This window comes from Mesobacillus sp. LC4 (assembly GCF_053543455.1).
The window spans coordinates 96,614-109,917 of sequence record NZ_JBGCUB010000006.1; the positions used below are offsets into that span (position 1 = coordinate 96,614).

11 protein-coding genes and 1 pseudogene are annotated in these 13,304 nt (G+C 42.7%); 6 read left to right on the plus strand and 6 right to left on the minus strand.

The window, feature by feature from the left end; all coding sequences use genetic code 11:
* Nucleotides 1–44 precede the first annotated feature (44 nt).
* A complete protein-coding gene (locus tag AB5I83_RS18225) occupies nucleotides 45–1,928 on the plus strand; it encodes a M48 family metallopeptidase (RefSeq protein WP_448977348.1) in 1,884 nt (627 codons plus the stop codon).
* Between the two features lie 347 nt (nucleotides 1,929–2,275).
* Complete coding sequence (locus AB5I83_RS18230; RefSeq protein WP_448977350.1) at nucleotides 2,276–3,508, plus strand: MFS transporter; 1,233 nt, start codon at nucleotides 2,276–2,278, stop codon at nucleotides 3,506–3,508.
* Between the two features lie 2 nt (nucleotides 3,509–3,510).
* Here the strand turns inward: AB5I83_RS18230 and AB5I83_RS18235 are convergent, their stop codons facing one another.
* Together AB5I83_RS18235 and AB5I83_RS18240 are read right to left on the minus strand one after the other, a co-directional pair.
* The gene (locus tag AB5I83_RS18235; protein WP_448977352.1) at nucleotides 3,511–4,416 is read right to left on the minus strand and encodes an AraC family transcriptional regulator; all 906 of its coding nucleotides are present in this window, start codon (nucleotides 4,414–4,416) and stop codon (nucleotides 3,511–3,513) included.
* Between the two features lie 620 nt (nucleotides 4,417–5,036).
* Nucleotides 5,037–5,873, minus strand: a complete 837-nt coding sequence (locus AB5I83_RS18240; protein ID WP_448977354.1) for an STAS domain-containing protein — start codon at nucleotides 5,871–5,873, stop codon at nucleotides 5,037–5,039.
* Nucleotides 5,874–6,218: 345 nt separating this feature from the next.
* On the opposite strand from AB5I83_RS18240, the gene AB5I83_RS18245 reads away from it, so the two are divergent.
* On the plus strand, nucleotides 6,219–6,674 hold the full coding sequence (locus AB5I83_RS18245; RefSeq protein ID WP_448977356.1) for a GNAT family N-acetyltransferase: 456 nt from the start codon (nucleotides 6,219–6,221) through the stop codon (nucleotides 6,672–6,674).
* Between the two features lie 299 nt (nucleotides 6,675–6,973).
* Here the strand turns inward: AB5I83_RS18245 and AB5I83_RS18250 are convergent, their stop codons facing one another.
* Entirely contained in the window at nucleotides 6,974–7,276 is a 303-nt protein-coding gene (locus tag AB5I83_RS18250) for an EthD family reductase (RefSeq protein ID WP_226647297.1), read from the minus strand.
* A 201-nt stretch (nucleotides 7,277–7,477) separates the two neighbouring features.
* On the opposite strand from AB5I83_RS18250, the gene AB5I83_RS18255 reads away from it, so the two are divergent.
* The 3 genes from AB5I83_RS18255 (at nucleotide 7,478) to AB5I83_RS18265 (ending at nucleotide 9,397) form a co-directional block, all read left to right on the plus strand.
* A complete protein-coding gene (locus AB5I83_RS18255; RefSeq protein ID WP_448977358.1) occupies nucleotides 7,478–8,089 on the plus strand; it encodes a TetR/AcrR family transcriptional regulator in 612 nt (203 codons plus the stop codon).
* Nucleotides 8,090–8,126: 37 nt separating this feature from the next.
* Nucleotides 8,127–8,537 (plus strand): Spx/MgsR family RNA polymerase-binding regulatory protein, encoded by a 411-nt coding sequence (locus AB5I83_RS18260; protein WP_448977360.1) that lies wholly within the window; start codon nucleotides 8,127–8,129, stop codon nucleotides 8,535–8,537.
* A 95-nt stretch (nucleotides 8,538–8,632) separates the two neighbouring features.
* On the plus strand, nucleotides 8,633–9,397 hold the full coding sequence (locus AB5I83_RS18265) for a GTP pyrophosphokinase (RefSeq protein WP_448977361.1): 765 nt from the start codon (nucleotides 8,633–8,635) through the stop codon (nucleotides 9,395–9,397).
* A gap of 174 nt (nucleotides 9,398–9,571) precedes the next feature.
* On the opposite strand, the gene AB5I83_RS18270 is transcribed toward AB5I83_RS18265, so the two are convergent.
* The 3 genes and pseudogenes from AB5I83_RS18270 to proB all read right to left on the minus strand — a co-directional run bounded on the left by AB5I83_RS18270 (nucleotide 9,572) and on the right by proB (nucleotide 13,270).
* Complete coding sequence (locus tag AB5I83_RS18270) at nucleotides 9,572–10,276, minus strand: hypothetical protein (RefSeq protein ID WP_448977363.1); 705 nt, start codon at nucleotides 10,274–10,276, stop codon at nucleotides 9,572–9,574.
* Between the two features lie 582 nt (nucleotides 10,277–10,858).
* Nucleotides 10,859–12,130, minus strand: a pseudogene (locus AB5I83_RS18275) (glutamate-5-semialdehyde dehydrogenase); the annotation flags it as partial.
* Nucleotides 12,131–12,145: 15 nt separating this feature from the next.
* Nucleotides 12,146–13,270: a glutamate 5-kinase gene (proB, locus tag AB5I83_RS18280; RefSeq protein ID WP_448977365.1), complete on the minus strand. Its 1,125-nt coding sequence runs from the start codon at nucleotides 13,268–13,270 to the stop codon at nucleotides 12,146–12,148.
* Between the last annotated feature and the right edge of the window lie 34 nt (nucleotides 13,271–13,304).

Below are 13,304 nucleotides of genomic sequence, written 5' to 3' on the forward strand. Positions count from 1 at the left end.
TCCCTGCTATAATACTATCGATAACATATTAAAGGGGAATGAGAATGACAAATCAAGAGTTTGAAACACTGGTGAACAAGCTGGAAAAACAGGCTTCTGCCAACCCGAAGCTTTACAGATTCAAGGTCATCATGCTTACTGGACTTGGTTTTGGTTATGTTGCATTATTTTTGTCGTTGTTTTTGTTTTTGATGGCTATTTCCGTATCGATGATTGCTGACGGTGATTTTACTTTTGGAAATGTGAAAGTTCTGCTCTTGACCGGAACTCTGTCATTCTTCATTATTAAAGCCCTGATCGTGAAGATGGAAATGCCTGACGGGTATTATCTCCAACGGGAAGAAGCTCCTAAACTTTATGAGATGATTGATACTTTACGCCATAAAATGAACACGCCGCCTATCGATGAGATTGTCCTTGATAGTGAATTCAATGCCTCAGTCGCACAAATTTCGGCATATGGCATGTTCGGGAAAAAGCGCAACGTCCTTGTCATCGGGATCCCGCTTCTCACAACACTTTCTCAGCAGCAATTTACAGCTGTTCTGGCCCACGAGCTGGCCCATATCTCAAACTCGGATACTGCGCTTGGAGCGAAGATCTACAGGCTGAGAATGAGCTGGGGACGTTTATTGCATTCATTGGAGGAAAACGAACAATTCGGCACGTTTATTTTTAAAAAGTTCTTCCAGTGGTTTTATCCACGTTTTGACGCTTATACATTTGCCATGGCAAGACAAGAAGAATATGATGCTGACCGCTCGGCAGCTGGGGTGACCTCTCCGCAGGCAATGGGAGAAGCCTTGGCAGCTACTTCTGTGGCAGCACCATACTACTACCGTGATTTTTACAGTGAACTGTTCGAGGAGTGCGCCAAGACAAACAGTGTTCCTCAGCCATATTCGAATTTTACCGAAAAGCTCCAGTCACTCAATGACCAAAAGGCAACTCAATACTTCCAGGAACAACTGACGGAAGAAAGCTATATGACAGATACCCATCCATGCCTGAAAGACAGACTTTCTGCCCTGGGTGTTGAAGCTTTATTGCCGAAAAAACAACATGAATCCGCGCTGGACTATTACTTCGCCTATCCAGGTCGAATCGTAAGTGACTTCAATAAAATGTGGGTCGATCACAATGAGGATACGTGGAAAGAAGAAATCGAAACCTTCAATGATTCAAAGCAGCGATTCGATGAATTATCGAAAAAACAGGTTACCTCTCTTGATGAACTGCTGGAAAAAGCTTATTTAACAGTTGAATTCAATAGCCTGGAAGCGGCGATTCCTCTGTACGAAGAAATTGCTGAAAAGCATCATCACGAGCAAAGAACCGCAGGAGCACTATTGACTCTAGGAGAACATTACCTGGAATCCAGTGACACTGTGGATAAAGGGATCCAACTGATTAACCTCGCGATGTCATATGATTGGGAATTGCGTCTGCCCGCTCTTGATTTGTTATGCGGATACTATTATGACACAGAGCAAAGCGAGTTATTTGAGCAAACGAGAGAAGAATTGGAGAAATGGGCAGAACTTGTGGAAGCTTCCAATGAAGAATGCGACTTTATCCAGCCAACAGACAACTTTACGGCCCATGACAAAAATCCGGAAGAAATCCTCGCCGGATTGGAGCAGCTTGCCCAGTACAGGGAGATTGCCCATGCATACCTTGTACGCAAACAAATCAAAGCTATTCCTGAGCGTAAGCAGTATGTCCTCGGCCTTGAGCTGAACCTACCGAAAGGAACAGATCTCGACGAAGCAGAAGAAGCATTATACGAAAAGTATATGAATGGCCTTGGCGAATTCGAGGATACTTGCGTCATCATCCTCAATGACAAGAAGGATTTGCGCAAGAGCCTGCTGAGCGTAGAAAGTTCCCGGATTTACTCTTTGGAGGATAAGGAACAAGCCTCTTGACCGAAAAGCGGAAGCGGCTTGGTCAGGCCCGACAAGCGTTGGAGGGCCTGACAGTGAAGTCGCCCTTTGACTTCATCGGCAGGACCGAAACGTCTCGAGGGGCTAGGCGCTGGAGCTAGACACTAATTTAAGTGAGAAATCTATACTTTCTTATCCAGCAAGAAAAGCGGAAGCGGCTTGGATAGCTCCGACAAGTACGGGAACAGGACCATTCTCGCAATAAAATTCATAATGCAGCGAAGCCCTCGTGACTTCGCTGTTTTTTATAGGCATCTCCCGAAAAACCGCAAATTTGGAAAAGAAATCATCTTTCTCCCTCTCTATAATCTGGTTAGGGGGAGATGAAATTGACATTTATCAACAAAATGGATTCGTATCGAATATATCTATACACACGTTTTTGGTCTCAGTTCTTTTTTACGTTTATCTTCACAGTTAACTTGCTGTATCATGTGAAGGTCGTTGGGCTTGATCCGTTGCAGCTCGTTCTCGTTGGGAGTGTTCTGGAGGCGGTTGTGTTCCTGTTTGAGATTCCGACTGGGTTTGTCGCCGATTTAAAAAGTCGCAGGCTTTCTGTGATCATCGGATTTTTTTTGATTGGGGCCGGGTTCCTCATCGAGGGCTCGTTTCCGTATTTCATGGCTGTATTAGTGTCCCAGGTGCTTTGGGGGATTGGCTACACGTTCACAAGCGGAGCGCATCAAGCCTGGATTGCCGATGAAATCGGCGAAGACCGTGCTTCCGAGGCGTTTGTGAATGGCGCTAAAGCTGGCACACTTGGAGAAGTGATCGCGATTCCTTTGAGTATGTTAATCGGTTATTTTTTCATGATCAATCTGCCGATCATCATTGGCGGATTATCCATGATGGGATTAGCTGTTTTCCTGCTCCTTTTTATGAAAGAAGAGAATTTCAAACCTGTCCAACATGAAAATACATCCACTTGGAAGACGCTGAAGACGAATATGAAAGAGATGGTGCATTATACAAAGGCCAGTTACCTGATGCGGATTCTATTCCTTATTGCCTTGTTTTTCGGGTTATATAGTGAAGGTTTCGACCGGCTATGGATTTCTCACTTTCTTGAAGAAACGCAGCTTGCTTATATGACAGAAGGAAATTTGGTCATCCTGATCGGCAGCATCCAATTTGTCGTGATGCTCCTTTCATATGCCGGCCTTCATTTTATCAGCCGGAGTTCTCTCCATCAGCAGTTAAACACCATCTATGCATCCTTGCTGATCGGCTGTGTTCTGATTATCGCCTCGCTAGCCGGTTTTGCTCTTTCGACTGAAATCATCGGCTTGCTGATCTTTTATCTGATCATCCAAGGAACAAGGTCTGTCATGGCACCGCTTGAGGATACATGGCTGAATAAAATCATTCCTGATTCCTCAACACGTGCGACCTTCTTTTCGGTAAAAGGACAGGTTGATGCGATTGGCCAGATTAGCGGGGGCCCAGCCATTGGATTGATGGCCGCTAATTTTTCGATTAAAATCGCCATGCTCACAAGTGCTATTCTTTTAACACCAGTGATTTATTTCTATCAATTAGTCATAAAAAAATCTCGAGGATGATTTCATTCTCGAGATTTTTCTTTGATTGGAATATAGATTTCCATATACACTTTTTTAAAATCCCAGTAATGGCAATGCTCATCATAATATTCAAAATCAAAGCCCTCTTCATCCACTTCATAAGCAGAGTGCGGAAGCCAATCCTCGAGTATGTATCTCCACGTCCCTTTGATCGCCGCAGCGAATTGGTCAACCTCAACCAAAGGCGTCCGGAATATCGCATAGACAGCCGCAGGAATTTGGGTAGATGTTATTTCCGCCGGTAAGCCTTTTTCATCGTCATGGTCTACAGCAAACATGTATCGGCACCTGTCCTCATCAAGACTACGGCTCAAATTGATGCAATACTCTCCATGCTTTTTCGGCGTCAGCTCTTTGTACAGATACCTTTCAATCGACCCGTCCGTCAACCCTTCCTGGTCCCAAAAGGCCGGCACATTGCGGTCAGCAGGAAAGTTCTCGATACTGAAGAGTTTTCCGGCAACAGAAAAAGCACTGCGGCGGACAATCTGGGGCTGCATGACAATGCCACCCGTATTCTTTTCATGAAGGCTCATCAGATCCAGTTTTTGAGGCAGTGATGTCGGACCATGCTCCTTATAAAGACTCGGAGGACTTCCAAAACACTTCTTGAACGCCCGCGTAAAACCAGAGTGCGTTTCAAACCCGTAATCCATGGCAATTCCGATGATCTTTTTTCCTTTCACCAATTCATAAAGCGCAAACTGGAGCTTCCTTTTGACCACATAATCCATCAAGGTATAACCCGTTTGCTTCTGGAAAATTCGCGAAAAATGATAAGGAGAATACCCCACCATCCTCGCCATTTCCTCACCACTCAGTTCCTCTTTAATATGGTCTTCTATATAATCAATGACCCTTTGAAGTAAAACTAACTGTTGAATCATCCTCACCACTTTACGGTTGGTCTTTGTCTTCTTTACAAACTTAGGGTTGTTCCACTTTTGAAGTGTAAGCCTACTTAATTAATATATGTAATATGAAACTAGTTGTCTTCCTTTTTATGCAGGTTATGATAATTCTAAATTACCAAATACTACTTTTGCTTCCCATAAGGATAACTTTCTGCACTTATTGTACCCTTATACGGGCTCTGGTCTCCCCATAAGGGCACATTTCCGCTCTGATTGTACCCTTATACGGGCTCTGGTCTCCTCATAAGGGCACATTTCTGCTCTGATTGTACCCTAATGCAGGCTCTGCACTCCTCATAAGGGCACATTTCCGCTCTGATTGTACCCTTTTGCGGGCTCTGGACTCCCCATAAGGGCACATTTCCGTTCTGATTGTACCCTTATAAGGGCTCTGGACTCCTCATAAGGTCACATTTCTGCTCTGATTGTACCCTTATACGGGCTCTGGACTCCCCATAAGGGTACATTTCCTATCTCTTTCACGACTTGTCAGCGAAAAAACAGGGCCGGAGATCGTGTTTCATTACGAAACTTGATCACCGCCCCTGTTTTTTTTACTAACCTCTACACCTTTTAGACTGAATTTACTTAAGTTAAGCAATCTTCACTTTAAGTAACCTTTCCATAGCCATATGCAAATTCGAGGTTACAGGGATGTCCGAAACATCAACGCCTAAATTCACCATTGTTTGAGCGATTTCCGGGCGTATTCCAGAGAGGGTAGCCTTAATTCCTAAGAGTGACAACGCCCTTACTACCTTAATTAACCGGTCAGCAACCATGGTATCAATGATTGGAACACCCGAGAGGTCAATAACTATATGTTCCAAAGATAACTCACTGCCTTTGAGCAGGGCTTTGTTCATTAATTCCTGAGCTCTTTGTGTATCTATATCACCTATTATAGGAAGTACGCCAATCTTATCTGAAATTTTAATCACAGGAATGGACAATTCCATCGCTGAGGCTTCAGCTACATGGATTCGAGTATAAAACACTCGTGTGTAAGAGATGCTTAACCAATGTACTGCCCGGTCCACTACGGCATCAAAGTTGGATATTAATTCGTAAAAATCAGCTATCGGCAAATTTAGCTCTATCGCTTCGTCCTTGATCATGTGTCCTATAAGATTTCTATAGTCTCTGACTTCATCAAGAGCTAGTTCAAGAGGTAGGTTATAGTTTACTAAAGTGTCTACTGCTTCCCGCCCCCATTCCTTCAATACACTGAAAGAAGTTTCTAAATCACTTGCAACAGAAAGCGCATAGATGTTAATGATATTTTCACGCCACTCTTGCAGCAGGGAATCAAGTTTGATAGACGTTTGGTGGGAATCTAGCTGAGTTTTATGTTTAATGAGACTTTGTTTTTTTGAAAGAATCTTATCAGATATATCCTGAAGATAATTAACTTGTATTTGTTCGCTCATGATTTTTCACTCCCTAAAAAGGTATAGTCTATTTTAGGGTAACATATCACCTAGACAGGATAAACGTTTGGAATTTTGTACCATTTGATAGTTGTATGAGTGTTACAAGGACGTTTATCCTATTCGAAAAATAGTTTGGACATTTTCTGGGCGGCCAAATCAAGGAATGACTTCGTTCCAAAGCGAAATGTTAAATGCAAGGGCACTTCACCGCTGTTTACAGTTGATAAAACTCAGGAATCGTTCTCGAGACTTATATAATAAGAAACTAGTTGTCTTTCTTTTTAACGGCAGGTTATGATATTCCTAATTTACCAGATTCTACATTATTGGAGGAGTTTTTTCATGGAAATTAAAGCCGATGATTTAACAGGTTCTGAGATTATTTCGTTAATTGGGGAGCATTTGCATGGAATGACACTTCACTCCCCACCGGAGAGCATTCATGCCTTGGGTCTGGAGGGATTGAAAAAACCGGAGATTTCCTTTTGGACTGTCTGGGATGGCGATCAATTGATGGGCTGTGGGGCACTGAAGGAGCTAGATCGTCAGCACGGTGAACTCAAATCGATGAGGACCGCTTCTGCCCATCTTCGTAAAGGGGTAGCGCGGGCTGTGCTTCAATACATCATTGACGAGGCCAGAAAACGAGGCTATAAAAGACTAAGCCTCGAAACAGGATCGATGGAGGCATTCCTCCCCGCACGGAAACTTTATGAAAAAAACGGTTTTCACTACTGTCTGCCATTTGCGGATTATGTGGAAGACCACAATAGTGTGTTCATGACGAAGGAATTGTAAGCAGGACACACGGGAGATTCCGCCTTCCCTCCACGATAATAGTACCCTTATGTGAGCCCTGCCTTCCTCATAAGGGTACCTTTCCGGCCTTATCGTACCCTTATGCGAGCTTTGCCTTCCCCATAAGGGTACCTTTCCGGCCTTATCGTACCCTTATGCGAGCTTTGCCTTCCCCATAAGGGTACCTTTCCGGCCTTATCGTATCCTTATGTGAGCTTCGTCTTCTTCATAAGGGTACCTTTCCGGCCTTATCGTTAAAAGATAAAAGGGACACCCACGTGTCCCTTTACTGCTAAAATCTAATCCACAATCGCCACTACTGGCGGCTTATTAAGATAAGTTACCAGATTTTTCACATCACCCTGCACTTCTTGGAATTCCGGAGTCGCCAGCGCCTGTGCCAGGACTTCTGGATTTTCAAACTGCAGTTCAGCAATCAAGTATAATTTTTCATCTGTATACATGGACTGCAGCACACGGTGAACCTCAGCACCTTTTAAGTTTGGAACCTTTTGAACAAGCGGAATATGAACCTCAAAATAATGCTTTTCAAATCCTGCTTGGTCCTTCGGCTGATCGTAAATAACAATAACCTTCGCCATTTCCTTCCCCCTTTAAAAAAAGAATCACAGTTTCATTATAAGCAACTAAATGTTCTTAATAAAGAATTATTCTTCGACAAAAACCCAGCGCCTTACCGATATGACGATGTGTCACATTCAACATTGACAAGTGACACAGTGTCATATATTATTTAATCATAATATGACACCGTGTCACATCACTGAATCGAGGTGATCATCATGCCAAAGCAAACATTCTTTAATTTGTCAGAGTCTAAAAGGAAAAAGCTGATTGAATCAGCAGAAATCGAATTCGCCAGGGCTCCATTTTTCGAAGCTTCAATAGCCAATATTATCAAAATCGCCGGCGTATCCAGAGGAAGTTTTTATCAATATTTTGAAGACAAAGAAGATTTATATTTCTTTTTGTTAGAAGATAAAGTAAAAAAGGCCAATTTCTATTTCAGCGGTTTACTGGAAAAGCACCAGGGTGATCTGATTGAAGCCGTGATCGAACTTCAGAGTTACTTCTTGCATGCCTTATCAGATGAGGAGGAGAAGCTATTTTTAAAAAATGCCCTGCTCTACACAACACATCGAGTAGAGAGTTCCTTTACAAGTATTTGGGATACACAGCTTGATAACGAGGAGTTCAAGAAGGTCGGGGAATTGATAAATCGGGAATACCTGAGTCCAACTGCAGAAAAAGAGCTATTACATATCTTCAAAATGGTTTCTGCACTGGCATTCAACAACCTGATTGAAAAAACCGTAAAGGGCTTGTCCGATGATGAGGCAATGGAATCCTTTAAACTTAGTATGCGTTTACTGAAACAAGGAATATACAAGTAAAACCAAAATAATCGATACGTATTGAGGTGCAGGTTAAATGACAGTTACGATTTATGGATTAGGATGCAGATCAACAAAGAAAGCCAAACAATGGATGATAAATAACCAAATACCATTCGTAGAAAGGAATATGGCGGAGGAGCCTTTGACGGTGGCTGAACTTCAAGAGCTTTTACGAATGACAACCGATGGTACCGACGACATCATCTCTAAGAGATCCCTTCCTTATAGAACCTTGGATATTGATTTTGAAAAACTTTCTTTATTTGAATTACTGGAACTTGTCCATGAACACCCTCGGCTGCTTAAAAGCCCTCTTATCGTTGAAAAAAAGAAACTTCAAGTTGGATATAACGAGGAGGAAATCCGGCAATTCCTTCCGAGAAAGGTACGCAATTTTCAGTGGCTGCAATGGAAAATGAAACACTTACAGCCTCTAGAGAGTTAAAATAGACAGCTATTTATTCAGAAGTGGTATCTTCCCCTTTTACCGTTTCACCACTAGGGGATTTATTAACTATAACCACAAGGAGAAGCATACAAATGGAAGAATTGGCTCAGCAATATAGAATACATCCTAAACAAATGATGAACGAACTTAAAAGGTTTTCTTTGATCTATAAATTTGCTTTAGATGAAATGAATACAAAGATCAATATTTTAAAAGAAGAGTTCATTCATATCCACGACTACAATCCAATAGAACATTGCAATTCAAGGATTAAATCTCCCGAGAGTATCATCAAAAAACTGAGCAGGAAAAACCTTAGCTTTTCGATAGATTCCATCAGGGAAAACATCAAAGACATTGCCGGAATCCGAATCATTTGCCCATTTATCACTGATGTTTATAAAATAAGCCAGATGATTGAAAAACAAAGGGATATAGAGTTGGTTGAACGAAAGGATTACATTAAACAGCCAAAACCCAACGGTTATCAGAGCCTCCATCTTATTATTAAAATTCCGGTTTTCATGTCTGACCGAGTAGAGATGGTATTTGTGGAATTGCAGATCCGAACAATTGCCATGGATTTTTGGGCCAGCTTGGAACATAAAATCTATTATAAATATGATAAAGAAGTACCTGAAAGAATCAAAAAAGATTTAAAGGACGCAGCCGTTTCAGCTGCTGAGCTGGATAAAAAAATGGAGAGCATCAATAATGAAGTCGCGAATTTGAAAGTGAAAGAAACTCAGGATACAGACCTTCTAATTATCAATGAGGCTCTGAATGGTCCGAAGAGTAATTTTCAATCAATCATTAACGGGTTTTTTGTGGATGTTCCTAAAGAGATGAAAAAGTAGGGATATCTATAAGCAGAGACACTGGAGAGTTCTTCAATCCTGTGTCTCTGCGGGGTAAAATCATAAAATCAAACCGTCGAAAAAGCAAGACACAGGGTCTCAACGGGAACCGAAAGAGCCAAATAAAGAAGTATTTTACCTGCGTGAGTCCCTGGACCTTAATTTTGTCTGTATTTATTTACTTTTGAAAAAATAGGAATGAAGGATCAGCGCGACAAGGTATTCCGGTTTTTCTTCTTGTACTTCTAATACTTGTACATTGCTGATGATATGGTTCCGTTTCATGGTGCCGAGCAGCACTTTGTCTTGGTTAAGTGAAATGGTTGATGTGATCGTCATTGCTGAAGACACAATAGTCGTGTCAAAGAAGCTGAGCTTGATTACTTCATTTAGTTTCAGTGCATTCCTCAGATTCACCTGTGTTTGGGCTTTGCCAATGAGTTTTCCATTTTGATAGATCTTCCATTGATCCTGTTGGGTGAACCATTTTTCTCGATACCACTGTACATCGTATATATCATTATCGATTTCAATTTCTAAAGATAGATACCAGTTAAAACCGAAAAGATCGCCAAAGATATATTTCCAGTTCTGCTGAAAGTACCGTTTAATGTATCCTCTTCGAACTGTTCCTTTAAAAAGAGGTTTCTGAATGGGTAATGATTTTTGGATATTGTAAAATGACCAGCCTTCGATACTTTTCGGCTGATAGGCACGCTCTTTCTCTGCGAACCTTTTACTGATTATATAAATTACAAGTGACCCTACAGGAAGCAGCAATATCACCGTAAACATCAACGGATCAAATGCATCAAATACAATATATCGAGCAAGTGTTGTAAGCAATAACAGAACAAAGAGAAATAATAGTTCAATCACCAAAGTCACCTCTAATGATTTACGATAAACTTCTATAAAAGTTTCAACTTTTTGTTTTCTTAAACTTAAAGGGCCTTCCTTCCCGTACAGCCACAAAGCAAGTCCAGTTAGAGGAAATTCCTAATATGATGTCATGTCTTCATCAAGAAATAAATAAGAGGAGATTTTCCGGTTAAATACAGAATCAAGCTGTTTTTGGTGTATTTAAGCGGAGACTTTCCGGTTATGCAACGCAAAACCTTCCATTTTTGACTTTTTAAAGTCAATAGTCGGAATCTCTCCGGCTATTTAGGCTATTTTCAGAGCTATTTACTAAATAAGGGAAATTTCTCCGCCTATTCAAGCTGCTTTCCAAGCTATTTTCTAATTAAGATAAATTTCTCCGGCTATTTACATTCTTATTTTAAATAAGCGGGGTCCCCTCGATTCTCGATGCAGGAATCAACCTCTTTTTATCCATCCAATAACTGAACCTAAACTTTCATCTAGGTAAAGGATTTTTAATTTTTAATTAAGCCAAAAAACAAGAAATGACGTATGGCAATCCATACGTCATTTCTTGGGTCTCTTATAAGAATTTGTTTACCTAACTAGCCCATCCCCAACCATAACATACTTCCGGGTAGTCAATGCCGGCAAGCCCATTGGTCCTCTGGCATGCAGCTTCTGTGTTGAGATTCCAATTTCTGCACCAAATCCTAATGCTCCTCCATCTGTGAACCTAGTGGATGCGTTATGATAGAGCGCTGCTGCATCAACTAACTGAAGGAACTTCTTTGCGTTCACTGCATTTTCAGTAATGATCGCTTCTGAGTGTTTCGTGCCGTACTGGTCGATGTGCTCGATGGCTTCATCAATATTATTAACAACCTTGAGTGCGATGTCGAGGCTCAGGTATTCGTCTGCCCAGTCACTCTCGTTTGCAGGCACAACATTCGGCAGAACCGAAGCTGCTGCTTCATCACCATGTACAGTGATTCCATTCTCCTGGAATGCAGCGGCAAGCTTCTCTTTGTTCTTCTCAAGCCACGCTTGATGAACAACGAGTGTCTCTGCCGCGTTGCACACTGCCGGGCGGTCTGTTTTGGCGTTGATCATGATGTTCAATGCTTTTTCCGAATCCGCTTCTTCGTCTACATAGAGATGGCAGTTCCCTACCCCGGTTTCTAACACAGGAACCGTTGCGTTTTCAACGACTGCCTTGATCAATGCTCCGCCTCCGCGTGGGATCAAGACATCAATATGTTCTTTCATCGTGAATAGCTGCTGTGTTGCTTCACGGTCCGCTGTGGCAATGAACTGGATGGCTTCTTTTGGGACCTTCGTGTTTTCAAGTGCCTGGTGCATGATGTCGACGATGGCTTTGTTAGAGGAGAGCGCAGAAGATCCGCCTTTTAAAATGATGGCATTTCCTGATTTGAGCGCCAGTCCTGCTGCATCGACGGTTACGTTCGGGCGTGCTTCGTAAATCATGCCGATGACACCGAGCGGGACGCGGATTTCTTTTACATTGAGTCCATTTTCCAGCGTCCAGTCTGATAGGACGTCGCCGACTGGATCAGCATGCTCTGCCACCTGGCGAAGGCCTTCAGCAAAGTCTGCGATTCGTTCGCGTGAAAGTGCCAGGCGATCCATGAATGCTTCCTCGAAGCCTTTTTCCCTTCCGTTCTGCAGATCTTTTTCGTTCTCCGCTAAAATCGCTTCATAATGATGATCCAGTGCGTCAGCGAGAATCAGCAGTGCCTCGTTTTTTTCCTCAGTGGAAAGGATGCTCAGCTGCTTCGCTGCCTTTTTCGCTGCAATCGCTTGTTCCTCTACTGTCGTTGTTTGAGTCATTGTCAATGTCATCAAAACGCCTCCTGTATATTTTTAAACTGATACTGGCAATGCAAAATCCCGTGAACAGACAAAGGTGTCCTGTTCAATTGCTTCTTTTCGTTCACATTCTTCTTCAATAAGTGCCTCTTCCAATTTTCCGCTAGAATATTTGATTCTTCCGAGTCCTATCTCATCTCCGTTTTCATCCATCACTCTAACAACGTCTCCTTCGCCAAACCTTCCTTTTACCTGAAGGATGTCAGATGGAAGGATGTTTTTCCGGTCTTCGATGATTGCCGTTCTTGACTCCGGACGGATGATGACTTCTCCCTCAGGTCCTGAATGGAAGGCGATCCATTGCTGGTTGTTGTCGAGGTTGAAGCCTTCGGGGTCCTGGTTGAAATATGTTCCTTTAGCTGTTCCACTCACTGCTTTTACCAAGATGTCCTTGCTGTCGGCCTTCCCTAAAAACGAATCGATCCCGGATGCCATCGCAATTTTTACCGCGGAGATTTTCGACTTCATCCCGCCTGTACCGACCGCGCTTCCGGAACCTCCTGCTGCCGCTTCGATTTCAGGAGTGATTTCATGGACCTTATCAAGCAACTTAGCGTCTGGGTTGTTGTTCGGGTTATCATCGTACAAGCCGTCGATGTCGGAAAGGATAATCAGCTGGTCGGCCTCAATCAATGCTGCGACCTTTGCTGACAATGTATCATTGTCACCAAAACGCAGGCGATCAACCGTGACCGTGTCATTTTCATTGATGATTGGGATGATTCCTCTCTCCAACAAGACGTTCAACGTATTTTTCATGTTGTTGTAGCGATTCTCATTCGCGAAATCGCTTCTCGTGATCAAGATCTGCGAAGCGACATACCCATGAGATAAAAAGAGTTCTGAGTAAGATTCCATTAACAAGCCCTGGCCGATTGAGGCGGCTGCCTGCTTTTCCGGCAATGAAGTCGGCCGCTGAATACAGCCAAGCTTGCGGTACCCTGCCGCTACAGCCCCAGATGAAACAACGGCTGTTTCATAGCCAGCATCCTTCAAGGCCACAATCTGGTTCGCCAGCTTCTCCAGCTTCCTGCGGCTGATCTCACCGTGCATGCTCGTAAGCGAACTGCTGCCAATCTTAATTACAACTCTTTTTATCTTCCTGTCTTGCTCTAACATCCAATACCTCCTTGTAAATCCGTCGGTCTGCAAC

Coding starts and splice junctions, on each gene's coding strand:
- AB5I83_RS18240 (WP_448977354.1), bottom strand. CDS start 5,873: ATGAGCGAACAAATACAAGTTAATTATCTTCAGGATATATCTGATAAG.
- AB5I83_RS18260 (WP_448977360.1), top strand. CDS start 8,127: ATGACAGTTACGATTTATGGATTAGGATGCAGATCAACAAAGAAAGCC.
- AB5I83_RS18255 (WP_448977358.1), top strand. CDS start 7,478: ATGCCAAAGCAAACATTCTTTAATTTGTCAGAGTCTAAAAGGAAAAAG.
- AB5I83_RS18235 (WP_448977352.1), bottom strand. CDS start 4,416: ATGATTCAACAGTTAGTTTTACTTCAAAGGGTCATTGATTATATAGAA.
- AB5I83_RS18250 (WP_226647297.1), bottom strand. CDS start 7,276: ATGGCGAAGGTTATTGTTATTTACGATCAGCCGAAGGACCAAGCAGGA.
- AB5I83_RS18245 (WP_448977356.1), top strand. CDS start 6,219: ATGGAAATTAAAGCCGATGATTTAACAGGTTCTGAGATTATTTCGTTA.
- AB5I83_RS18265 (WP_448977361.1), top strand. CDS start 8,633: ATGGAAGAATTGGCTCAGCAATATAGAATACATCCTAAACAAATGATG.
- AB5I83_RS18225 (WP_448977348.1), top strand. CDS start 45: ATGACAAATCAAGAGTTTGAAACACTGGTGAACAAGCTGGAAAAACAG.
- proB (WP_448977365.1), bottom strand. CDS start 13,270: ATGTTAGAGCAAGACAGGAAGATAAAAAGAGTTGTAATTAAGATTGGC.